The organism is Aquabacterium sp. A7-Y (assembly GCF_026153205.1).
Classification (GTDB): domain Bacteria; phylum Pseudomonadota; class Gammaproteobacteria; order Burkholderiales; family Burkholderiaceae_C; genus Caldimonas.
Window position 1 is genome coordinate 35,259 of sequence record NZ_JAPFBW010000002.1, and the last position, 23,067, is coordinate 58,325.

General features: G+C 69.9%; 20 protein-coding genes. 10 read left to right on the forward strand and 10 right to left on the reverse strand.

Features of this window, described 5'->3' with window-relative positions; translation table 11 throughout:
• Positions 1–68: 68 nt before the first annotated feature.
• From serA to OOT46_RS02055, 6 genes are all read left to right on the forward strand, one after another.
• Complete coding sequence (gene serA, locus OOT46_RS02030) at positions 69–1,301, forward strand: phosphoglycerate dehydrogenase (RefSeq protein ID WP_265401914.1); 1,233 nt, start codon at positions 69–71, stop codon at positions 1,299–1,301.
• 297 nt (positions 1,302–1,598) lie between these two features.
• Positions 1,599–1,817 (forward strand): hypothetical protein, encoded by a 219-nt coding sequence (locus OOT46_RS02035; protein ID WP_047193207.1) that lies wholly within the window; start codon positions 1,599–1,601, stop codon positions 1,815–1,817.
• A 33-nt stretch (positions 1,818–1,850) separates the two neighbouring features.
• On the forward strand, positions 1,851–2,282 hold the full coding sequence (locus OOT46_RS02040; RefSeq protein ID WP_265401915.1) for a signal peptide prediction: 432 nt from the start codon (positions 1,851–1,853) through the stop codon (positions 2,280–2,282).
• A gap of 236 nt (positions 2,283–2,518) precedes the next feature.
• Positions 2,519–4,555: a TonB-dependent receptor plug domain-containing protein gene (locus OOT46_RS02045; RefSeq protein ID WP_265401916.1), complete on the forward strand. Its 2,037-nt coding sequence runs from the start codon at positions 2,519–2,521 to the stop codon at positions 4,553–4,555.
• Between the two features lie 16 nt (positions 4,556–4,571).
• Positions 4,572–5,093, forward strand: coding sequence for a YfiR family protein (locus OOT46_RS02050; protein ID WP_265401917.1), 522 nt, complete (start codon positions 4,572–4,574; stop codon positions 5,091–5,093).
• A 10-nt stretch (positions 5,094–5,103) separates the two neighbouring features.
• Positions 5,104–6,942 (forward strand): putative bifunctional diguanylate cyclase/phosphodiesterase, encoded by a 1,839-nt coding sequence (locus tag OOT46_RS02055; protein WP_265401918.1) that lies wholly within the window; start codon positions 5,104–5,106, stop codon positions 6,940–6,942.
• A gap of 60 nt (positions 6,943–7,002) precedes the next feature.
• Here the strand turns inward: OOT46_RS02055 and OOT46_RS02060 are convergent, their stop codons facing one another.
• From OOT46_RS02060 to OOT46_RS02070, 3 genes are all read right to left on the reverse strand, one after another.
• Positions 7,003–7,740 (reverse strand): RNA polymerase sigma factor FliA, encoded by a 738-nt coding sequence (locus OOT46_RS02060; protein WP_265401919.1) that lies wholly within the window; start codon positions 7,738–7,740, stop codon positions 7,003–7,005.
• A gap of 98 nt (positions 7,741–7,838) precedes the next feature.
• Positions 7,839–8,045 carry a hypothetical protein gene (locus tag OOT46_RS02065; protein WP_265401920.1) on the reverse strand — a complete coding sequence of 69 codons (207 nt, stop codon included), beginning with the start codon at positions 8,043–8,045 and terminating at the stop codon, positions 7,839–7,841.
• A gap of 270 nt (positions 8,046–8,315) precedes the next feature.
• Positions 8,316–10,124, reverse strand: coding sequence for an aminopeptidase P family protein (locus OOT46_RS02070; RefSeq protein WP_265401921.1), 1,809 nt, complete (start codon positions 10,122–10,124; stop codon positions 8,316–8,318).
• Between the two features lie 360 nt (positions 10,125–10,484).
• Between OOT46_RS02070 and corA the strand changes: the two genes are divergently transcribed.
• Positions 10,485–11,447, forward strand: a complete 963-nt coding sequence (gene corA / locus OOT46_RS02075; RefSeq protein ID WP_265401922.1) for a magnesium/cobalt transporter CorA — start codon at positions 10,485–10,487, stop codon at positions 11,445–11,447.
• Between the two features lie 11 nt (positions 11,448–11,458).
• On the opposite strand, the gene OOT46_RS02080 is transcribed toward corA, so the two are convergent.
• The 5 genes from OOT46_RS02080 to OOT46_RS02100 are packed head-to-tail and all read right to left on the reverse strand — an operon-like array spanning position 11,459 to position 16,280.
• Positions 11,459–12,547, reverse strand: a complete 1,089-nt coding sequence (locus OOT46_RS02080) for an NAD(P)-binding protein (protein WP_265401923.1) — start codon at positions 12,545–12,547, stop codon at positions 11,459–11,461.
• Between the two features lie 14 nt (positions 12,548–12,561).
• Positions 12,562–13,842: an SAM-dependent methyltransferase gene (locus OOT46_RS02085; protein ID WP_265401924.1), complete on the reverse strand. Its 1,281-nt coding sequence runs from the start codon at positions 13,840–13,842 to the stop codon at positions 12,562–12,564.
• The gene (locus tag OOT46_RS02090; protein ID WP_265401925.1) at positions 13,839–14,600 is read right to left on the reverse strand and encodes a DUF1365 domain-containing protein; all 762 of its coding nucleotides are present in this window, start codon (positions 14,598–14,600) and stop codon (positions 13,839–13,841) included. Before OOT46_RS02090 ends, OOT46_RS02085 begins: the two co-directional genes overlap by 4 nt.
• Positions 14,597–15,919, reverse strand: a complete 1,323-nt coding sequence (locus OOT46_RS02095; RefSeq protein WP_265401926.1) for an NAD(P)/FAD-dependent oxidoreductase — start codon at positions 15,917–15,919, stop codon at positions 14,597–14,599. Before OOT46_RS02095 ends, OOT46_RS02090 begins: the two co-directional genes overlap by 4 nt.
• Positions 15,920–15,926: 7 nt before the next feature.
• A complete protein-coding gene (locus OOT46_RS02100; protein WP_265401927.1) occupies positions 15,927–16,280 on the reverse strand; it encodes a hypothetical protein in 354 nt (117 codons plus the stop codon).
• Between the two features lie 373 nt (positions 16,281–16,653).
• Here OOT46_RS02100 and OOT46_RS02105 point away from each other — a divergent pair, with 373 nt between their 5' ends.
• The 3 genes from OOT46_RS02105 (at position 16,654) to OOT46_RS02115 (ending at position 18,521) form a co-directional block, all read left to right on the forward strand.
• Positions 16,654–17,523 (forward strand): ferritin-like domain-containing protein, encoded by an 870-nt coding sequence (locus OOT46_RS02105; RefSeq protein WP_265401928.1) that lies wholly within the window; start codon positions 16,654–16,656, stop codon positions 17,521–17,523.
• A gap of 138 nt (positions 17,524–17,661) precedes the next feature.
• A complete protein-coding gene (locus tag OOT46_RS02110) occupies positions 17,662–17,976 on the forward strand; it encodes a DMT family transporter (RefSeq protein ID WP_265401929.1) in 315 nt (104 codons plus the stop codon).
• A gap of 176 nt (positions 17,977–18,152) precedes the next feature.
• Positions 18,153–18,521, forward strand: a complete 369-nt coding sequence (locus OOT46_RS02115; protein ID WP_265401930.1) for a hypothetical protein — start codon at positions 18,153–18,155, stop codon at positions 18,519–18,521.
• Positions 18,522–18,534: 13 nt separating this feature from the next.
• Here OOT46_RS02115 and OOT46_RS02120 read toward each other — a convergent pair whose 3' ends face one another.
• Positions 18,535–19,131, reverse strand: a complete 597-nt coding sequence (locus OOT46_RS02120) for a hypothetical protein (protein WP_265401931.1) — start codon at positions 19,129–19,131, stop codon at positions 18,535–18,537.
• 7 nt (positions 19,132–19,138) lie between these two features.
• Complete coding sequence (gene glnE / locus OOT46_RS02125) at positions 19,139–21,904, reverse strand: bifunctional [glutamate--ammonia ligase]-adenylyl-L-tyrosine phosphorylase/[glutamate--ammonia-ligase] adenylyltransferase (protein WP_416136135.1); 2,766 nt, start codon at positions 21,902–21,904, stop codon at positions 19,139–19,141.
• Between the last annotated feature and the right edge of the window lie 1,163 nt (positions 21,905–23,067).

Sequence of the window (23,067 nt, forward strand, 5' to 3'; positions counted from 1 at the left end):
CGCCGCCGGGCTCGGCACACTGATGGCGCGCGCCGTGCGCGGAACCCGCCATTTCATGGAGCTGCCCGATGTCCACCCGCCTGTCGGTCCAGAAAGAAAAACTCAAGTTCGTGCTGCTGGAGGGCATCCACCCGTCCGCGGTGGAGGCGCTGGAGCGCGACGGCTACACCCAGGTGGAGACGCACGCCAAGGCGCTGGCCGGCGATGCGCTGATCGAGGCGATCGCCGACGCCCACTTCGTCGGCATCCGCTCGCGCACCCACCTGACCGAGGAGGTGCTGGCCCAGGCCGGCAAGCTGACGGCCATCGGCGCCTTCTGCATCGGCACCAACCAGATCGACCTGCCGGCGGCCGCCAAGCGCGGCATCCCGGTCTTCAACGCCCCCTTCTCCAACACCCGCAGCGTGGCCGAGCTGGTGCTGGCCGAGATCGTGATGCTGATGCGCGGCATCCCCGAGAAAAACGCGATCCTGCACCGCGGCGGCTGGGTCAAGAGCGCCGCCAATTCCTACGAGGTGCGCGGCAAGACGCTGGGCATCATCGGCTATGGCCACATCGGCACGCAGATCGGCGTGCTGGCCGAGCACCTGGGCATGCGCGTGGTGTTCCACGACATCGAGGCCAAGCTGCCGCTGGGCAACGCCCGCCAGCTGGGGACGCTCGACGAGCTGCTGGAGGTCTCGGACGCGGTGAGCCTGCACGTGCCCGAGACGCCGGCGACGCAGAACATGATGGGCGCGGCCCAGATGGCGCGCATGAAACGGGGCAGCTACCTGATCAATGCCTCGCGCGGTACCGTGGTCGACATCGATGCACTGGTCGAGGCGCTGGAGTCCAAGCACCTGCTGGGCGCGGCCATCGACGTCTTCCCGGTCGAGCCGCAGGGCAATGACGCGGCCTTCGTCTCGCCGCTGACGCGCTTCGAGAACGTCCTGCTGACGCCCCACATCGGGGGCTCCACCTCCGAGGCGCAGGAGAGCATAGGGCGCGAGGTCTCGGCCAAGCTGATCCGCTACAGCAACAACGGCTCGACCGTCTCGGCGGTCAACTTCCCCGAGGTGTCGCTGCCCGAGCACACCGGCAAGAGCCGCCTGCTGCACATCCACCACAACGTGCCGGGCGTGTTGGCCCACATCAACGAGCGCTTCTCGGAAGCAGGCATCAACATCGCGGCGCAGTACCTGCAGACCAACGAGCACGTCGGCTACGTCGTGGTCGACGTCGACGCCTCCGCCAGCCAGATCGCACTGGGCCAGCTCTGCTCCATCGAGGGCACCATTCGCTGCCGCATCCTGTACTGAGCGGCGCGACCGAGCCGGCGGGGCGTGGGGTGCCGGTGCTCACTTGAAGCGCCGCCCTGCCCGCCGCGCCGCCGCGGGCAGCACGGCTGACGGTTCGGGTCGCATCGGGCGCCCGCCCGGCGCGCACCGGGGCGGCTGGCACGGGCGCTGCTTGGCTTGATTTCGGGAGCCCCCGGGCGTGACGCACGCCGGGCCCGGGCGGTTTTTTGGGCGGCCGATTTGGCGTAATGCCGCGCGGCACTGGAAAATCGCGCTTTGATCCTCATTTACCCAGGTCACCTTGGAGGCAACCCATCCATGACCAAGACCGTCACCACCCGAATCAACGACGACGGCCTGCGCTACCGGTCCAAAACCGTCGGCTCTCCGTTTGCGAGCAAGGCCAACACCCGCTCCTGCTTCAAGTGCGGCAAGCACCGCACGCCCGATCAGCTGCAGTCCAAGAAACTGCTGGGTAAGACCGAGATGGTCTGCAAGCCTTCTTGCAAGGAGCTCGCCGAAGCCCTCGGGGAGTGAGGCGGGCGGGGCCGTGAAGCGTGCCGTACCGAGATGCTGCCTTCGAGCCGCCTGAAGCGATTCGCGAAATATGCCTGGGCCTCCCCGGCCTCGGCGGTCGGGCTCCTGCTCGCCGTGCCGCTGTGGGCCTGCGGCGCCCACGCCTCACGGGTGGCGGGGGTGCTCGAAGTGGGGGGCGGTCCGCTCGCCGCCTGGCTGCGTCGGCTGCCGGCGGCTTGCCGCTTCTCGGCCATCACCTTCGGCCACGTGATCCTCGGCGTGGACCGCGCTGCGCTGGCCGACTGCCGCGAGCACGAACATGTGCACGTGCGCCAATACGAAAAACTGGGCCTGCTGTTTTTCCCGCTCTACCTGGGTTCCAGCCTTTGGCAAGCCCTGCGCGGCGGGGATCCCTATCTCGACAACTGCTTCGAGCGCGAAGCCTTCGCTCACTCCGATCCGCGGGATCGGCCGCGCACCGGCTGAGTCCCGCACGGCGGCAGGCGCCGCCGTGCGCCGGCGGGAGGAGGCAGGGCGGTATCGCTGCAAACCCACCCAGGGCGTGAAAATCTCACACCCTCGTCCGCTCACGCCTTGCTCCTGTGCAGGCCGTCACGCATTGCCGCCGTGGCCGGTCGCCTGGTTTCTCAAGTAATGCCGCCGCAGGCCGAAATGTCGAAGGCCGGGGTGAAGTCTGCCCCTCGTGTCTGCGACCCGTTTCCATGACTCCTCGCACTTTCCGCCGTCTCTTTGCCCGCTCGGCGCTGGCGGCCGCGGCCTGCCTGGCCCTCAGCCGCGGTCACGCGCAGGAGCCGCTACAGGCCTCGCTGCAGCCGCCGCCGGACAGCGCCGAAGCGCTGACCCTGCTCGAACAGCTGGTCGGCCTGGAGGTCGAGTCGGCCTCCAAGTACTCCCAGAACACCCTGGACGCGCCGGCCCAGGTGATGGTGGTGCGGCAGGAGGAGATCCGCGCCAAGGGCTACCAGACCCTGTCCGACGTCCTGCAGGCAGTGCCGGGGCTGTACGTGACGGGCGACCGGGCCTACCTGGCGCTGGGCGTGCGCGGGCTGAACCTGCCGGGCGACTACAACGTGCGCACGCTCACGCTGATCGACGGCTACCGCGTCAACGACGTCGTGTACGACCAAGCCCAGCCCGAGTACGAGCAGCCGGTCGTCGCACAGTGGATCAAGCGACTCGAATTTGTCGCCGGTCCCTCGTCCTCGATGTACGGTGGCAATGCCCTGTTCGGTATCGCCAATGTCGTGACGCTGGATGGCGCCGATGCGCCGGGCATGCGCATCGAAGTGGCGCGCGGCTCCTTCAACTCGCGTCGTGTGGTGGGCCAGTACGGCGCCGTGCTGCCTGGCGGGCAGGATCTGTTCGTCGGTGTGGCGGCCTACGGCAATGACGGCGAGACCCTGTCCCTGCAGAGCTACGGCACGCCCGACAACCCGAACGGCCGGGTGGCCGGGCTGGAGGACATGCGCTACGGCGCGCTGATGGCGAAATACCGCGATGGCGCCTGGCGTGCCAAGCTCGCCGGCAGCCACCGGCTCAAGGGGCAGGCCACCGCCCCCTATGGCACCCGCTTCGGCGCGGATGGCACCGAGTACACCGACACCAACGGCTTTCTCGACGTCTCCTGGGACCCGGGCGCCTCCGGCGACTGGCATCCGCAGGGCCGGGTCTCGCTGAGCCACTACCGCTACGGCGGTCGCTATGTCTACGAGCCGGAAGAGGAAGGCCTGCCCGACGCCGTCAACTACGACGTGGCCGAGGCCCAGTGGCTCAGCGCCGAGTACCGCAGCACCTGGCGCGGCCTGGTGAACCACACGATCGTGCTCGGTGTCGAGGGGCGCTATGTCCTGCAGGCGAGGCTGCGCAACTTCGACCGTCACCCCGCGGCCACTTACCTCGACCACCTCAGCCGGCCGGCGCGCGCCGGGGTTTTCGTGCAGGACCAGTACCGCTTCTCCGAGCGCTGGTCGCTGACCGGCGGGCTGCGGCTGGACGGTGCCCGCGGCGACTCGGCCGAGCTCTCGCCGCGTGCGGCGCTGGTCTGGCGGCCGGGCGAAAGCAGCGCCTTCAAGTTGCTGGCCGGGCGCGCCTTCCGCTCGCCGAACCTCAGCGAGCGCTTCTACGAGGACGGAGGCGTCACCCAGCTGCCCAACCCCGACCTTGAGCACGAGCACATCACCACGGTAGAGCTGGCGATGGAGCAGGCGCTGAACGAGACGACACGCATGTCCGCGACCCTCTACCGCTACCAGCTGCACGGCCTGATCGAGCTGGTCCCGGTATCGGACGACGAGGACGAGCAGGTGTACCGCAACCGCAACATGGGCGCTGCGCGCGCCACGGGCGGCGAGATCGAACTCGAGCACGCGCGTGGCAACGGATTGCAGCTGCGCGGCAGCCTGGCGCTGCAAAACGCACGCTCGGAGGGCCGGCGCCTGAGCAATTCGCCCCGGTGGCTGGCCAAGGGCTCGCTGGTCGCGCCGCTGGCGGCGTCGCTGCAGGGCGCGCTGGAGCTGCGTGCGATGGGCCTGCGCTGGTCCGGCGATGCACGCGTGCGGAGGCACGTGGTGGCCAACGCGACGCTGCGCTATGCGGTGACGCCGGCCAATACGCTGCAGCTGCGCGTCACCAACCTCGGCGACGTCCACTACGACGATCCGTCCACACCGGCGCTCGCCGACGATCGGATCCGCCAGCCGCGCCGACAGTTCGAACTGAGCTGGCAGGCTCGCTTCTGATCCGAAGTGTCGCCGCATGCTGGGTGCCCGTCTGCTTCGCCGTCTCACCTTGCTGCTTGCCGTCGCGGGCAGCGGGACGGCCTGCGCCCAGCCGGTGGCCGAGTCCGACATGAAGGCGCAGATCGTCTTCCGCGTGCTGCTGTTCGTGCAGTGGCCCCGCGAGCGGCTGCCGGCCGGCCAGCCGCTCGATCTCTGCCTGTTCGACGAGGACGCGACGGGGACTGCCCTCTCGCGACTGGCCGGCCAGCAGGTGCAGGGGCATCGCCTGCGGGTGCGCAAGGCGGCCCCCGACCAGTCGGGCGGCTGCCACATCGCCTACGTGGGCGCACGCACCCCGGCGGCGGTGCCGGTGGCCCACCACCCCGGGGTGCTGTTCGTCGGCGACCGCCTGGGGCTGGTGGAGCAGGGCGTGATGCTGAACCTGCAGGTCGACAGCGGGCGTATCACCTTCGACATCGGGCTCGCGGCGGCACGCCGAGCGGGCCTCGAGATCAGTGCCAAGCTGCTGCGCCTGGCGCGCTTCGTGAAAGACGATTGAGCATCCCACTATGCACGCGGCGCCTGCTTTCCTGACCCACACCCGCGACGGCCTGATCGCCGGCGCGGCCATGCTTTTGTCCATCATCCTGCTGACCGGCATGCAGTTCCTGTCGCTGGACGAGCGACTTCGCACCGAGCTGCGCACCCAGGCACAGATCGTCGGGCAGAACACCAGTGCCGCGCTGGTGTTCAACGCCGTCTCCGATGCCGAGGAGGTCCTGCTGGCCCTGCAGGCCGCGCCCAGCGTCACCGGCGCGCGTCTGCTGCGCAACGACGGCAGCGTCTTTGCAAGCTACCGCCGGCCGGCGTCCGAGCGCGGCTGGATGGTCGACCTGCTCAGCCCGGCGGACATCGAGCACAAGATCACGGTCAACGGCGCCGTGGTCGGGCGCCTGGAGGTGCAGGCCGAGCGCGGCTCCGTCCTGCGCGACCTCTTCAAGTTCTGGTCCGGCGGCATGTGCATCATGGCGATCGCGCTGGCGCTGTCATGGTTCGTCTCGCGTGGCCTGCGCGCCAGTGTGCGTGCCGCCGAGGCACGCACCCGCTACCTGGCGCTGCATGACGAGCTGACCGGCCTGCCCAACCGGGCCGCCTTCCTCGGGACCCTGCAGCGGGCCGCGACGCGCTCGCTGCGCCAGGGCATCGGCCATGCGGTGATGTTCCTCGACATCGACAACTTCAAGCAGATCAACGACATCAACGGCCACGGCGGCGGCGATCAGGTGCTGCGCGAAGTGGCGCGGCGGCTGCAGGCGCTGCTGCGCCAGGGCGACATGGTGGCGCGCATCGGCGGCGACGAGTTCGCGGTGCTTCTGGAGGCGCCCGAGCATGCCGCGGAAGCCGCAGCGCGGATCGCGGCCGCCATCGTCGAGCGGGTGCCCGCGCCCATGGAGGTCGACGGCGAGACACTGCGTGCCAGTGTCTCGGTCGGTATCGCCCTGCTGCCTAACGACGCCCGCAGCGCCGAGGACGGGATGCAGTGCGCCGACGTCGCGATGTACCAGGCCAAGCGCGAAGGCAAGGACGCCTTCCGCTTTTATTCTTCGGAGTTGGCCGAGGAGATCCGCCGCCGTTCCTCGCTGGAGGCCGACCTGCGGGTCGCCCTGGTGGAGGGCCAGCTGCTGCTGCACTACCAGCCGGTCTTCGACGCGCAGGGGCGCGCCGTGGCGATGGAAGGCCTGATGCGCTGGCGGCACCCGGCGCGCGGGTGGGTGATGCCGGGCGAGTTCATCCCGCTGGCCGAGAGCAGCGGGCTGATCGTCGCGCTGGGCGAGGCCGCGCTGCGGCGGGTGCGCGCCGACCTCGACGAGTGGCGGCGTGCCGGCTGGACCGCCCCGCCGATCGCACTGAACCTGGCCTCCCAGCAGTTCAAGCGCGAAACCCATCGCCAGCGTTTTCTGGCGATGCTGCCCGAGCTGGGCCTGACCCCCGAGCAGCTCGAATTCGAGCTGACCGAGAGCGCGGTCTTCGATGACATCACGAGCCCGGACTCGGTGCTTGCCGCGCTGCGCCAGCGCGGCTTCAGGCTGGCGCTCGACGACTTCGGCACCGGCTACAGCTCGCTGAGCTACCTGCGGCGGCTGCAGTGCGGCAAGCTGAAGATCGACAAGTCCTTCGTGCGCGACATCTGCACCTCGCAGGAGGCGGCGCTGCTGATCCGCTCCATCATCGATGTGGCGCACGCGCTGGGCATGCAGGTGGTGGCCGAGGGGGTGGAGACCGAGGACGAGCGGACCAAGCTGCTGGCCTTGAACTGCGACCTGCTGCAGGGCTATCTGCTGGCCCGGCCGCTGGCGCCGGAGGCGGTGATGCAGCGCTTGTCGCAGCTGCCGGCTGCGGCGGAGTGAGGGCGGCGGGCAAGGCCCGCGCTTGGACGGAGGGTGGGGCGGCGGGAAGCCGCCGCGGGCTCACCAGTCGCGCAGCTTGACGCGCAGGCGCTGGAAAGCCTGGTTGTGCAGGTGGCAGACGCGCGAATCGCTCACGCCCAGCACGCTGCCGATGTCCTTCAGGCTCATGTCGTGTTCGTAGTAGAGGCTCAGCGCCTGGCGCTCGCGCTCGGGCAGGGTCTCGATCGCGCGCACCAGCGCGACACGGCGGCGGTAGTCGGCCACGTGGTGCAGCGGGTCGGCCTCCGGATCGGCGAACTGGCGCTCCATGGAGCTGCTGTCACCGTCCTCGTCGCCCGAGGTGATCTCGTCGAGCGAGACGAACTGCGAGCTGCGCGCCTGCGCCAGCACCTCGTGGTACTCCTCCATCTCGATGCCCATCTCGCGCGCCACCTCCGAGGAGAGAGGAGCGCGGCCCAGCTGCTGCTCCAGCTTGTGCATCGTGAGGCCCGCTTCGCGGTGCTGGCGGCGTGCATCGCGGCTGATCCAGTCGCCGGCGCGCAGTTCGTCGAGCATCGCGCCGCGGATGCGCTGGGTGGCGAAGGCTTCGAACTGCGGGCCCGACGGGTTGTCGCTGCGCGACAGCGCTTCGGTCAGTCCGATCATGCCTGCTTGCACCAGGTCGTCGAGCTCCACGTTGGCCGGCAGCCGGGCGATCAGCCGGTGCGCGAGGCGGCGAACCAAGGGGGCGTACTGGCGCACGCTGGCGTCGCGTGTGGCACGGTCTTGAGCGGGCGTGGGGTTCGTAGCGGGCATCATCAGTACTCCATGGCAAAGCCCGGGCTCTGCGCGGCTCGCGCAGTCCTCGACGTCTTCGGGGGTGGCGCCTTGCGCGGCAGGCGCCGATCAGGCCAGGCTTACTCGATCAGCTCGCCGGTCAGCGTGTCCTTGCGCTTCCCCTCGGCGGGCGCGCTGCCGCGCCCGTTGTCTTGGGAATGGTCCAGAGGCCGGTAAACGCGGCTTTGCAGACCCGCCAGACGATCGGAAAGCTGTACTGCCTGAAGCACAGCCTGGGGATCGGTCATGAGCGCGAATGGGTTCGTCGCGTGATCGAGAGGCTGCATGGCGGGTACTCCTTCGTCCGTCTGGGGCATGTCGAGAACTGTAGTCATTGAAACGGGGAAGCCACAGAGGGCGGGAACTAATCACATTGTCGGTAATTGTCTGACACGCTGACGGGCAGACTGTTAGCTGCATCACGTCGGATGGCACCAGGCATCTGCATGAGGGGGAGGAGGCTAGGGAAATCCCTGCTCTGTAGGACAGGGGCGGCGCCGGCCCGCCCTGCTCCCCGGCTCAGGCGTTTCGTGAACTTGTGCACGAAAAGCTGCGCATCATAGGGCTTGCGTACGGGTCTCCAGCCAGTCGCGCGCGGCCCCCGGGGCGAGATGCCGGCCGACCCGCTCCCGCACGGTGCGGTGGTAGTCGTTCAGCCACTCGATCTCGTCCTCGCGCAGCAGGCTGCGCTCGATGCAGCGGGTGTCGATGGGGCACAGCGTGAGCGTCTCGAAAGCGAGGTAGTCGCCGAACTCGGTCGACAAGGCCGGCTGGTTCATCGCCAGATTCTCGATGCGTATGCCCCACTGCCCGGGCCGGTAGAGTCCGGGCTCGATCGAGGTGACCATGCCGGGCTCCATTGCGGTGTGCGGGTCCGGCGAGGCGTTGTAGGACAGCACCTGCGGACCCTCGTGCACGTTCAGGAAATAGCCGACGCCGTGGCCGGTGCCGTGGCCGTAGTCCAGGCCCTCGGCCCACAGCGGCGCGCGGGCGATCGCGTCCAGCAGCGGCGAGCGGATGCCGCGCGGAAAGCGCGCCCGGGACATCGCCATCATGGCCTTGAGCACCAGCGTGAAGTCGCGCTTCTGAGCCGGCGTCGCCTCGCCGACCGCAAGCACCCGCGTGATGTCGGTGGTGCCGCCCAGGTATTGGCCCCCCGAGTCGATCAGCAGCAGCCCCTGTCCCTCGATCACGGCATGCGCCTCGGGGGTCGCGCGGTAGTGCGGCATCGCGCCGTTGGCATTGAAGCCGGCGATGGTGCTGAAGCTCGGTGAGACGAAATGGGGCCGTGCCGCGCGTTCGGCGGTGATGCGCTCGTCGATGTCCAGCTCGGTCAGGCGCTTGCGGCCCAGGCTCTCCTCGAACCAGGCGAAAAACGCCGCCAGCGCGGCGCCGTCGTGCTCCATGGTCAGGCGCAGGTGCTCGGTCTCCTCGGCGGTCTTGCGCGACTTCGCGAAGGTGCTTGGATTGACCGCCTCCACCACACGCACGCCGGCCGGCACCTGCTCGCGCAGGCCGAGCGTGACGCGGCGCGGGTCGAGCAGCAGCGTGCCGTCGAGTCCGGCCAGGCGCCGTCCCGCCTCGGCATACGGCGCGAGCGTGACGCCATCGCGCGCGAGCGTTTCGCGCAGCGCAGGGCTGACCTTGCTTTCGTCGAGGAACAGCGTGGCGCCCTCCAGCCCGATCAGGGCATGGGCGACGAACACCGGGTTGTAGGAAACGTCGGAGCCCCGCAGGTTGAAGAGGTAGGCGATGTCATCCAGCGTCGAGACGAAGTGCCAGCTGGCCTGCTCGCGCCGCATCGTGTCGCGCAGCGCCGCCAGCTTGTCGGCGCGCGACAGCGGCGCGTGCGGCGCCTGGTGCTCGTAGAGCGGAGGCACGGGCAGGCCCGGGCGGCCGCTCCAGACCTCCTCCAGCAGGTCGAGGTCGGTACGCAGCCGCACCGAGCGCGGCGCGAGCGCCGCCTGCAGCGCGCGTGCCGAGGCCAGGCTCAAGACCTGGCCGTCGACCGCGACGGTCTGTCCGGCCGGTACTTCGGTGGCCAGCCAGTCGATGTGCTGCTGGCTGGTGCCCGAGACGATCTTCATCAGGACGATGCCGCTGCCGGCGAGCTCCTTCTCGGCCTGCACCCAGTAGCGGCTGTCGGCCCACAGGCCGGCGAAGTCGGGCGTCACGATCAGCGTCGCCATCGAGCCGGTGAAGCCCGACAGCCACTCGCGGCCCTTCCAGCGCTCCGGCAGGTATTCGGAGAGGTGCGGATCGGCGGTCGGTAGCAGGCAGGCCGTCACACCGTGGCGTGCCATCGCCTCGCGCAGCAGGCGCAGGCGCTCGTGTATCACGTCCGTGTTTCGCGCTGTGGTGTCCATGGCAAAAGTCCTTCGGGTCGATGGCCGATTCTAGGAAGCTGGGTGTGCGGTTTGCTCGCCTTCGGGGGCGGAGTGCATAATCTTGAGTCGCTTTTTGCTACGGAGACTTCCTTGGACAGTTGTCACCCTCGGTGACCGTCCACTCCTGCCAGCCTGTTCCCGCACCGTTGTAGACGGCCAGCGGACGGGGCGCGAGCAAGGGCGGGGCCGGCACGTCGTTGCCCGCGCCTCGCACTGCCTTGCCGATCGGGGGGTGAGACGGTCTGCCTCTATCCCCTGACCTCCCGAACCACGCCGCATCGCGCGCGGCCTGCCGAGCCTGGCGGGCCCCCGGCGGCAGCCCGCCCCGCTGGAGATGGCATGCTCAATGTATTCACGCTGGCCAACGGCCGTCTGTACCAGGAAGAGATCGATCGTCCCGAGTCGCTGAGCCGGCTGCAGCCGGTATGGGTCGACCTGGAGGCTCCCACGCCCGAGGAAAAGGGCTGGATCGCGGGCTGCTTCGGGGTTCAGATTCCCGAGAACATCACCGGCGACGACCTCGAGGAATCGGCCCGCTTCTACGAAGAGGACAACGGCGAGCTGCACCTGCGCACCGACTTCCTGATCCAGGACGACGTGAGTTCGCGCAACGTGCGGGCCGCCTTCATCCTGCACAACAACGTGCTGTTCTCGATCCACGACGAGGACCTGCCGGTGTTCCGCCTGCTGCGGCTGCGCGGACGCCGCATGCCGGGGCTGATCGAGGGCGCCAAGGACGTGCTGCTCAAGCTCTACGACATGGACGCGGAGTACTCGGCCGACTCCCTCGAAGGCATCTACGACGCGCTGGAGCGCGTCAGCGCCCAGGTGCTCAAGGCCGATGTCACCGACACCGAGGCCGGGGAGGCGCTGGCCGCCATCGCGAGGTCGGAGGACTTGAACGGCCGCATCCGCCGCAACGTGATGGACACGCGCCGCGCGGTCAGCTTCCTGATGCGCAGCCGCCTGCTCAACGCCGAGCAGTTCGAGGAGGCGCGCCAGATCATGCGCGACATCGATTCGCTCGACTCGCACACCGCCTTCCTGTTCGACAAGATCAACTTCCTGATGGACGCCACGGTCGGCTTCATCAACATCAACCAGAACAAGATCATTCGCATCTTCTCGGTCGCGAGCGTGGCGCTGCTGCCGCCGACCCTGATCGCGAGCATCTACGGCATGAACTTCCGCTTCATGCCTGAGGTCGACTGGCAGTACGGCTACCCCTTCTCGCTGATGCTGATGGTGGGCTCGGTGGTCGCCCCCTTCTGGTACTTCCGCCACAAGGGCTGGCTGAAGTAGGGCCGGCGGTCTCAGCCGGCCAGGACCTTCTGGGCCAGGGCCCGGCCGCTGAGCCAGGCCCGCTCGGGGCCTTCGGAGCCCTTCAGCGCATGCCAGGCATCGCCACAGGCGCCCAGGCGCAGCCTCGCGTTCCAGCCGCAACGCTCCTTCAGCGGCGCCGCGACATGCGTATCCGGCCGGCATTGGGTCAGCGCGAAAGCCGGGCGGGCCAGTTGCAGGCCCACTGCGGCCTGCAGCGCCTCCAGCATGCCCTTCGCCACGTCGAACGGGCGCGCGGCCAGTCGCTCGGCGCTCCACGCCGGTGTGGCGTGCAGGACCCAGCGCGAGCCGATCCCGCTGACCTGGGGTCGTCCCGGCAGGCTGTCCTCGCGCCAGGCGGCGGACAACACGGCACCTGCCGCTGCGAGCCGGTCGGCATCCAGCCGGTCGGCTCGCAGCGGCAGCGTCTGCGGCCAGGCCGCCATCAGCGCCCACACGGACTCTGCGCCGGTGCCGCCGAGCCGTTCAGCCAGCTCGGAGTCGTCGCCCAGCAGCGGCAGGGCCGCGCTGGCGGGCAGGGCCAGCAGGACCGCATCGAAGCCTTGCTGCACCCGGGCCGCCAGATCGACCGGGAGCGGCCCTTCGGTCTCCAGGTGCCAGGTTTCGTCGCGGCGTTGCAGGGCCCGGACCTCGACGCGGGAGACCAGCGTCAGCCCCTGGGCCAGCTGCTCTGCCAGCGCCTGCAGCGAGCCGCGCGCGAACCAGTGCCCGGGCTGCTGCGGATCGGGCTGCAGCCAGCCTGCCTCGGCCCAGGCCTGCAGCTGGGCCGCGAAGGCCTTGCCGGCGGGTCGCAGGCCCGCACCGGTCGCATCGAAGGGGCCGGCCGGCGTCGCGATCAAGGCGCAACGGCCGCCCGGCTCGGTCTGCCGGTCGAACACCAGGACCTCGCGGCCGGCATCCCGCAACGCCCCGGCACAGGCCAGCCCGGCGAGGCCGGCGCCGACCACGGCGACCGGCCGTCCGCAGCCCGGGCCTGGTTGGGTTGGCTTGGCTGCGGCAGCACGGCGTTTCGAAGGCGGGGCAGGCAGCGGCGGCTGCTCTCGGTCAGGGGCATGTGACATGGGCGCGAAGCTTATTACAGCCGCGTATCGCGCCCTGCGCTGCCTGAGCCGGTCCCGTCGGGGTTCAAGAGCGTGAACTGCATGACCGCCGTGTTGCGCTCGGCAAAGGCGGCCTCACAGTAAGCCAGGTAAAACCGCCAGAGGCGGATGAAGCGGGTGTCGAAGCCGAGGGCCCGGACCTGCGGCTCGGCGGCCGCGAAGCGCTCGCGCCAGCGCCTGAGCGTCTCGGCATAGTCGGGGCCGAAGTCCAGTTCATCGACCAGTTGCAGCCCGGCCCGGCGCGCCCCGGCGCGAAATGCCGAGGCGCTGGGCAGCAGGCCGCCGGGAAAGACGTACTGCTGGATGAAGTCGGTCGAGCCGACATAACGCGCGAACAAGTCCTCGCGGATCGTGATGGTCTGCAGGCAGGCCCGGCCCCCCGGCCGGAGCCCCCTTCGCAGCATCGCGAAAAAGCGCTCCCAGAATTCGCGCCCGACCGCCTCGAACATCTCGATCGAGCAGATCGCGTCGTAGGGCCCGTCGTCAAGGTCGCGCCAGTCCTGCAGGCGCAGCTCGACGCGGTGCTCCAGCCCCTGTCGCTGCAGCCGTTCGGCGGCGAAACGCCACTGCTCGAGGGACAGCGTGAGGCCGGTGACCCGGGCGCCGAACTCGCGTGCCGCCAGCTCGGCCAGGCTGCCCCAGCCGCAGCCGATCTCCAGCAGGCGGCCGCCCGGCTGCAGCCCGCATTGCCGCAGTGCGCGGCGCAGCTTGGCCTGCTGCGCCGCCTCGATGGGGAGGCCTGGCCGTCCGTCGAACCAGGCACCCGAATACGTCATCGACTCATCCAGCCAGAGGCGGTAGAAGCTGTTGCCGAGGTCGTAGTGGGCCTGGACGTTGCGCCTGGCCTGGGCGTGGGAGTTGCGGTTCAGCAGGTGGCGCAGCCGGTGCAGTGCCCGGCCCCACCAGCGTCCATAGACCGCGTTCTCGAGCGCCTCGCGGTGGGCGACCAGCAGGCGCAACAGCCCGGCCAGGTCGGGGCTGCTCCACTCGCCCTCGAGATAACTCTCGGCGAAGCCGATGTCGCCCGAGGCGAGCGTGCGCGAGAACACGCGCCAGTCGTGCACGCAGGCGACGGCCTGCGGAGCAGCGCCGCTGCCGAAGCGGACCCGATCGCCCCCCGGCAGCTGCAGCTCCAGCGTGCCATGGGCGAGGCCTGCGAGCCGCTGCAGCACGAGGCGTGCTGCAGTGGGCACCGATGCCGGCAGGGCGGGGCGGGCCAGCGACAGAGGGGCCGGCAGCGTGGGGGGCCGACTCATCGGGGCGCGAGGGCTTGTGGCCGGGTGAACCATGGCACGCGCTTGGCCCACAGCCGCAGTGCCTGCCAGTGGATGCGGACGATGACACCCAGCGTCATCAACGGCATGCCGAACAGGGCGCGGCGCGCACTGGCGGCCGTGAGCGGCTCCAGGCGGCCACAGACGCTGGTCTGCAGCAGCGGGCCCTGCCGGTCGTCATGATCGATACGTGCGATGCAGCGCGCGCCTTGTGCGCTGTCGCCGCGGGTGCGCAGGAAACGGAAGCGGTAGTGGCCCTCGACGCGGCAGAACGGCGAGACGTGGAAGACCTTGGCCGCGTGCACCTCCTGCCCGCAGCGCAACCCGGGTCCTTGCAGCAGGTAGCAATGGCGCTCGCCGAAGGTGTTGTTGACCTCGACGGCGATGGCAGCGAGCGAGCCGTCGCGGCGCTCGGCGTACCAGAAGCTGACCGGCTTGAAGGTATGGCCCAGCACGCGCGGATACGTCTGCAGCCACACCTCCCCTTCGGCGTCGTGCACGCCGGCGCGCGCCAGCAGGGCTTCGAGCCAGAGCAGGCAGTCGCTGCTGCCGTCGCCGTGGTCGGCGTCGTGGAAGCTGAGGGCACCGAAGCCGTTGCGCCGCAGCACCGGCTCCGGCCGCTCGCGCAGGCCGCGCATCGGCAGCAGCAGGAAGTAGCCCGGGTAGGCAAAGGTGTGCCGCACCGGGCGCAGCCGGGTATGGCGCACCTGGCCGAAGCCGATCTGGGCCACCGGCCTCACGCGGCCTCCTGCGTGGCCTGTCCGGGCCGTGCGGGGTCCCTGGCCCAGCCTTGCAGCAGCTGCCGCGCCACGTCCAGCCCGGAGCGCAGGCCGTCCTCGTGGAAGCCGTAGCCGGTCCAGGCACCGCAGAACCAGGTGTGCCGCTGCCCCTGCAAGGCCGGCAGACCGCGCTGCGCGTCGAGGGCGGCGAGGTCGAACACCGGATGTCGGTAGTCGAACTCCGCCAACACCTGCGACAGCCGCGGCTCGCGCGCCGGGTTGAGGCTGACGATGACTGCCTGCTCGAAGGGCAGCGGCTGCAGGCGGTTGATCAGGTAGTGCAGGCAGACTGCCGCGCTTTCGCGCCGGGGGGCGGCGTTGCGCTCGTAGTTCCAGGCGGCCCAGGCGCGCCGCCGATCGGGCAGCAGGGTCGTGTCGGTATGCAGCACCGCGCGGTTGGATTGGCTGCGGATGGCGCCGAGCACGGCGCGTTCATCGGCGCTCGGGTTCTCGAGCAGGGCCAGCGCCTGGTCCGCGTGGCAGGCCAGCACCACTTCGTCATAAGGTTCGGCGCCTCGCGCGGTCAGCACGCTGACGCCGGCATCGCCGGCGCCGCGGCGTACACCCAGAACCGGTGTGGACAGGCGCGCGTCCGGCACCCGCTGCAGCAGGCGCTGCACATAGCCGCGCGACCCGCCCCTCACGGAGCGCCACTGCGGTCGGCCGGTGATGCGCAGCAGGCCATGGTTGTGGCAGAAGCGCAGCATCGTGGCGACCGGAAAGCGCAGCATCTGATCGGTCGGGCAGGACCAGATGCTGGCGAGCATGGGCAGCAGATACCAGTCGCGGAAGCTGGCGCCGAAGCGCTCGCGCAGCAGGAAGTCGCCGAGCGGCTCGCGCAGCCGAGCCTCCTCGCCGCGTTCGGCCAGGGCGGTCCCGAGCCGGTTGAAGCGGACGATGTCGGCCAGCATGCGCCAGAAGCCCGGGCGCCCCAGGTTGCGCGGCTGGGCGAACACAGTTCCCAGGTGGCGGCCGCTCCATTCCAGGCCGGCGTCCGGCACCTGGACCGAAAACGACATCTCGGAGGCGAATGTCTCGATGCCCAGCGACTCGAAGAGAGCGAGCAGCCGCGGGTAGGTGCGGTCGTTGAGCACCAGGAAGCCGGTGTCCACGCCGTGCGTGACCTCGCCACGGCGGCCGGGCAGTGTCACCTCGACGGTGTGGGCGTGTCCGCCGAACCGGTCCTGGGCCTCCAGCAGCGTGACCCGCGCCTGGCCGGCCAGCGTCCAGGCGACGGCCAAGCCTGAAATGCCGGAGCCGATGACAGCGACGCGACGCATGCTGCCCTCAGCCCGGCAAGCCCGGCGCAGTGGCGCGCCCGGGCACGAAGAAAAACGCCGCGAAGCGCCCCGGAGCGAAGGAGGGAGGGAGGGAGGAGGAGGAGAAACGCTCCAGGATTTCAACCAGCCGGGCTGGAAGGCTTCGCAGCAGAAAGACGGTGCGGTGGGCCACGGCGTTTCCCTGACGACCGACACGAGGGTCTCGCGTCGACCGGCACTCCCAAACCGCGGCAGCGTCGATTTGAAGCGACATGCGGGGGAAAGTTCCACATGCAAGCCCTGAAAAAAACAGAAAGTTGCTTTTTTCATGCCAACGACCGACTTTGAGCAAACGAAATGCGCGCGCAGGAGCGATCATCATCCACTCCGCTGCCGAAGATGTTTCGTAGTGAACTTCTCTGTTCGGGTGGTGACCAAGCGGTTCACTTGTTGAATACCTGGCTTTTTTGCCGGACCGACAGGGGGACGGGCTGGGCTCACAGCCCGCGCTGGACGCCGGAACAGGGAGAAACCCGACATCTTCGGCCCCTTTTCCTGCGCGGCAGCCCGACTTACGGGACAATCGGGATTGCGTGCGGCCGGGGCTCGGCAGTTCCGTGCTGCCCGCTCCTCCGCAGGGAGCACTGGCCGGCGCTGTGCCGCGCAGGCGTGATCCTCCTGCCGGCCGGGACGCCAGAGCCCGAACGGCCGCGGCTCGACAACCACTACTTGCCTCTGCGACACAGGAACTGCCCATGCTGTACCCCGAGCTTTTCAAGCAACTGGAAGCCGTCCGCTGGAACATGGACCGGGACATCCCGTGGGACCGCTTCGACGCCTCGCTGCTCAGCGAAGAGCAGGCGCAGACCATCAAGATGAACGCGATCACTGAGTGGGCGGCCCTGCCGGCCACTGAGATGTTCCTGCGCGACAACCGCGAGGACAGCGACTTCTCTGCCTTCATGAGCGTCTGGTTTTTCGAGGAGCAGAAGCACTCGCTGGTGCTGATGGAGTACCTCAAGCGCTTCCGTCCCGACCTGGTGCCCACCGAGCAGGAACTGCACGAAGTGCGCTTCGAGTTCGACCCGGCCCCGGCGCTCGAGACCCTGATGCTGCACTTCTGCGGCGAGATCCGCCTCAATCACTGGTACCGGCGCGCCTCCGAATGGCACACCGAGCCGGTCATCAAGGCCATCTACGAAACCCTGGCGCGCGACGAGGCCCGCCACGGCGGCGCCTACCTGCGCTACATGAAGCGCGCCATCGGCCGCTTCGGCAACGAGGCCAAGGCGGCCTTCGCCAAGGTCGGCGTGCTGATGGCGAGCGCTCGCCGCACGGCGCAGGCCCTGCACCCCACCAACCTGCACGTGAACCAGAAGCTGTTCCCGCGCGACACCATCCAGAGCCGGCTGCCCAACCCGGAGTGGCTCGAGCACTGGCTGGACAAGCAGATCCAGTTCGACTCGGTGTGGGAGAACAAGGTGGTGGAGCGCATCCTGCACAACATGAGCCTCTTGATGGAGCACAGCTTCAAGAGCGTCCAGGAGCTCAACCGCTTCCGCAAGGAGATCGCGGCCCAGGTCGCGGCAGCCGCACGCGGCGGCGCAGCGCCGCAGGCGACCTGATCTCCCTGTTGTCTGTACGCACCGTGTGTCAACGAAGCGCCGCTCGCGGCGCTTTTGTCTTTTCTAGGCTGCGCCGCCCCGGCCTGCAACCCTGCTCAGGGTAAGTCCGGGCCGTGCGGCCGGTCTCGGAGTGAGTCGATGTCGTGGAGCATCCTGTTGATCGCCGGCTTGCTGGAGGTGGCGTGGGCGACCGGCCTGAAGTTCAGCGAGGGCTTCACGCGGCCGGTGATCACGGCAATGACGGTCGCGGCGATGGTGGGCAGTGTCTGGCTGCTGGGCCTGGCGATGCGCCAGATTGCGCTGGGAACGGCCTATGCCGTATGGACCGGCATCGGCGCCATGGGCAGCGCGCTGATCGGCATGTGGCTGTTCGGTGAAGCGGCCAGCGCGGCCCGGCTGGCCTGCCTGGCCTTGATCGGCCTGGGCATCGTCGGCCTCAAGCTGCTCGGTTGAAGCCGGGCTGACCGGGCTCCCCCGGATGGGGGAGCCCGGTCGACGGCCCCGACCTTGATAATCCGGCGCATGAAGCCCCCGATTCGCCATGTGAGCGCTGGCGCACGTGAGTTCCAATGCACGCCGTCCTTCGGTCCTGACGGTCCGGACCGCAAGCGCTTCCGTAGTCTGCGCTGATGTTCGCCTTTTTCGCCGCACTGCTGCTGGCCGCGGGCGGCATCGCCGGGCTGCAGGAGCGGTGGCCGCTGGCGGTCGTGCTGGCCGGCCTGGGCTTGCTGCTGTGGTGGCGCACCCGGCCGCGCCGCACGCTGGCCCGACGTTTCGAGGGTCGCTCCCGCATCGGCTCGGCACGCCGGCACAGCGGCTTCCACAGCAGCCTGGGCTTCAGCGTCAGCGGGCTGGGCGGCCACGAGGGCTATGGCAGCGGCGGCTATGAGGGCGGCAGTGTCGGCGCTGGCGACGGCGGCGCATGGGGCGGGGGGGCCGACAGCGGCAGCAGTGCCGACTCCGGCGGCAGCGACGGCGGGAGCAGTTCCAGCGACTGAGGGGAGCGGTCGTTCACGCGCGCCGCAGCCGTTGCAGTCCCAGCATGAGCAGGCCGGCCCCGGCGCCGGCGAGCGCGCCGCTCGCGTGCGCGGCCACGGCGACCGGAAATCCCCAGGCCGCATCGAACTGCACCGGCCGCTGCCAGATGTCCTCGCTCCACAACTTGGCCGCCAGCCCCGTCGCGACCAGGGCCCCGATCATCCGCAGTCGCGGCTGTGCGCAGGCCATCATGAACAGCGCGGCAACCGCTGTCCCCGCGTGCACCACACCTGACAGGCCGGCATAGCGGTCGAGGCCCTGTGCCAGCGGCAGCAGCGCGTGCGTTGCTGGCCACGCGAGCGCCCAGGCCAGGGCCGCCGCGCCGGGCAGGCGTGCCGCCCGGCCCAGCATGGCCAGCACCGCCAGAGCGGCCAGGTTGGCGAGCAGGTGCAGGGGGGTGAAGTGCACCATCACCGGCGTCAACCAGCGACTCGGGGCCAGTGGTGTGGCGCGGCGCCAGACAAGTGCATCGGGCGGCAGCCAGACAAAACCGGCTGCCGCCACCAGCCCGAGCAGCACCGCCAGCGCCGCCCAGGCGTGGCCGGGGGCGGACAGGGCGCTTGGCCTCACCGCGGCATCAGCCTTCGAAGACGTGGCGCCAGAGGCGCAACACGGCCTCGCGCTCGCGGCTCCATTCCTCGGGCGGGAAGTGGGTCGCGCGCTCGTCCAGGCGAGCCCGGTGCTGGGCCCGACGCAGCTCGCGGTAGGCGTCGGCCGCCGTTTGGCCGACACCTTCGGGCAGCAGGCCCGCGGCCTCGGCGCGCTGCAGCAGCGCGATGTTGCCGACGTTGTCGTGCAGCTCGGGGTGGGTGGCACCGTGCGCCAGCACCAGGTACTGGACCGCGAACTCCACGTCCATCATCCCGCCCGGGCTGTGCTTGACCTCGAAGCGGTCGGGTTTGGCCGGATGGGCCTCGCGCACCTTTTGGCGCATCGAGCCGATCTCGGCACGCAGCGCCGCGTGATCGCGCTCGGCGGCGATCACCGCGCGGCGCACCGCTTCAAAACGCGGCGCGATGGCCGGGTCGCCGGCGCAGAAGCGGGCCCGCGTGATGGCCTGGTGTTCCCAGGTCCAGGCGGTGTTGCTGCCTCGCCCGCTCTGGTAGGCCTCGAAAGCCTTCAGCGAGGTGACCAGGAGCCCCGAGTTGCCGTTGGGCCTCAGCGCGGTGTCGATCTCGAACAGCTCGCCGGCCGGGGTGCGCAGCGTGAGCCAGGGGATCAGCTTGCGGGCGAAGGCGGCGTAGACCTCGGGGGCGCGCTCGTCGTCGTCGTCGAACAGGAAAACGACGTCGAGGTCGCTGCCGTAGCCCAGCTCCTTGCCGCCCAGCTTGCCGTAGGCGATCACCGCGAAGCGCGGTGCCTCGATGTGGCGCTGCTTCAGGTGGCTCCAGGCCCAGCGCATCGTGCACTCGACCGTGGCGTCGGCCAGCAGGGACAGGTCGTCGGCCACCTGCTCCACGGTGATGTGGCCCTCGACGTCCCGCACCAGGGTGCGGAACACCTCGGCATGGTGGGCACGCCGCAGCGTATCGAGCAGGGCCTCCTCGTCGGCCTGGCCCGAGCGGGTCCAGGCTTCGTGGCGTTGCTCCAGCTCGCGCACGAAACCGTCGGGCTCGAAGCGGGTATAGATCAGCCGCGGGTCGGCCAGCTCGTCGATCACGCCGGGGTGGCGCATCAGGTAGCGCATCGGCCAGCGCGCCAGACCCAGCAGGCGCAGCAGGCGGTGGTGCACCTCCTGGCGCTCCAGCAGCAGCGCGACATAACTCTCGCGGCGCAGCAGCGGCTCGACCCAGTCGACGAAACGCACCGCCGCCTCGATGGTGCAGATCTCCTGCTGCACCGCCTGGGCCGAGCGCAGCACCAGCTTCGCCAGGCGCTGGCGGGTTTCGTCGCGCAGCGCGCGGATGCGCGGCTGCTGCGCCCAGGGGCGCACCCGCTCGACCAGCGCCTCGGGCAGCTTTTCATAGAAGGCCTCGCTGTCCAGCGAGGCCGGCTGGCCGCAGCCCTTGCAGCCGCCCTTGCCGTTGGGCTTGGGCGCCTGTCCGTCGTGCAGCAGCGCATCGAACTCCAGGGCCACGAACTCGCGCGTCTCGCCCAGGTGCTCGAGCATCTCGCAGGCGTCCTCGGTGCAGCGGAAGCCGAGGCTGCGTGCGATCCAGCCGAGGTCGCCGTCAGCGGTGGGCAGCTGGTGGGTCTGCTGGTCGTCCAGGTACTGGATGCGGTGTTCGAGGCGCCGCAGGAAGGTGTAGGCCGCCGCCAGCCGCTCGGCGGTCTCAGGCCTCACCACACCGACGTCGGTCAGGCGCTGCAGAGCCTTGAGGGTCGAGCGGGTGCGGATCTCGGGGTACTGGCCGCCGCGCACCACCTGCAGCAGCTGCACGGTGAACTCGATCTCGCGGATGCCGCCGCGCGAGAGCTTGACGTCGTTGGCGCGCTCGGGCCGGCCGGCGGCACGGCGCTGGGCTTCGTCGCGGACCTTGCCATGCAGCAGTCGCAGCCCTTCGAACACGCCGTAGTCGAGGTAGCGGCGGAACACGAAGGGGATGACGATGTCGCGCAGCTGCAGCGCCCGGCCGGACGTGACCGAGGCGCGCGGCGCCACCACCCGGCTCTTGAGCCACGCAAAGCGCTCCCATTCGCGGCCCTGCACCAGGAAGTACTCCTCCAGCATCGCCAGGCTCACCACCGGCGGGCCGGAGTTGCCGTTGGGGCGCAGGGCCAGGTCGACGCGGAAGACGAAACCGTCCTCGGTGCTTTCCCCGATCAGCGTGTAGAGCGAGCGGGCGACCTGCGAGAAGTACTCGTGGGCGCTGATGCGGCCGCTGCCGTCGGGCCGGCCGGCGGTCTGGCCGTCTTCCTCGTAGACATAGATGAGGTCGATGTCGGAAGAGACGTTCAGCTCGCGCCCGCCGAGCTTGCCCATGCCGACCACCCAGAAGTCGATGCGCTCGCCGGCTTCGTTCAAGGGGGCGCCATGGCGCTCGTCCTGCTCGGCGAAGGCCTCGGCCAGCGCGCGGTCCAGCGTCACCTCGGCCAGCTCCGTCATCGCGCGGGCCACCTCGGTCATCGGCGCTTCGGCCTCGATGTCCAGCGTCGCGAGGCGCTCCAGGATCAGCTGGCGGGCCACCCGCAGCGCCGAGGCCAGCGACCGGCCCTGGCTGCTCAGGGTATCGATCAGCGCCGCGATGCCGTCGCGCCCCGGCAAGCCGGGCGGCAGCAAGGACCGCTCGGCCGCATAACGGCGGCGTACGCGCTGGACAAAACGGGAGTGCTCGGCGAGAGCGGTAGGCCGGGTCTGTTGGTCGTTCACGGCCGCCCTTGCAACATCGTCATGGAAACCCATCGAACTGATCCGGCTCTATGCTAGATTGGCCGCGCCTTCTTGTAGGGGTGCGCTGCGCACAACCCCTGTCCTTGCAAAGTCTTCATGTCGTTTTTCCCCTCCCCGGCCCTGCTGGCGCCTGCCTGGCGCCTTTTTCGCGTGGCCGTGCGTGTTGCCGGAATCCTCGTCTTGCTCGCCTGGGGCCTGCTGCTGGTGGCCTGGCTCGTTCTGCATTGGGCGATTCTGCCGCGAATCGAATCGTGGCGCCCGCAGATCGAGCAGGCGGCCACCCGATCCCTGGGGGTGCCGGTGCAAATCGGCCACATCCGTGTTGAATCTCACGGCTGGATGCCGACGCTGGAACTGCGAGACGTCCTGGTCCGCGACCCCGGCGGGCGCGAGGCGTTGCGCCTGGCTCGGGTCAACGCGGCCTTGTCGGCCGGCTCGCTGCTGCACTGGCAGCCGCGCTTCGAGCAGCTGGTCATCGATCGCCCGAGCCTGGAGGTGCGCCGCGATGTCGAGGGCCGGCTGTTCGTGGCCGGGCTGCAGGTGCGCGGCCAGCCCGGGGGCGAGGGTGACTCGCCGGCCGCCGACTGGATCTTCAGCCAGCACGAGTTGGCGATCCGCGGCGGCACGCTGCGCTGGGTCGATGAGTTCAAGCGCGCGCCGCCGCTGCAACTGGCCGACGTGAACCTGGTGCTGCGCAACGGCTCCCGGCTCGGTTCGAGGCGCCACCACTGGCGCATCGATGCCACGCCGCCGGCCGACTGGGGCGCCCGTTTCTCGCTGCGCGGACGGTTCCATCATGCGCTGCTGGCCCGCCCGGGTGACATCGGGCGCTGGAGCGGCAGTGCCTATGCCGAGCTGCCGCAAGCCGACGTGCAGCGCCTGCGCCAGTATGTGGCGCTGCCTTTCGAACTGCGCGAAGGCGCGGGCGCCCTGCGGGTCTGGGCCGACGTGCGCGACGGCCAGCTCAGCGGCGCCACCGCCGACCTCGCGCTGCAGGCCGTGCATGTGCGGCTGGCGCCCGAGCTGGCGCCGCTGGTGCTGCAACGCCTGACCGGCCGCCTGGCCGGCCAGCGTGAGGGCGAGGCCTACAGCGCCTCGGCGACCCGGTTGGCCTTCAGCACCGGCGACGGGCAGCACTGGCCGGCGGCCAGCGGCTCGCTGCGCTGGCAGCAGAC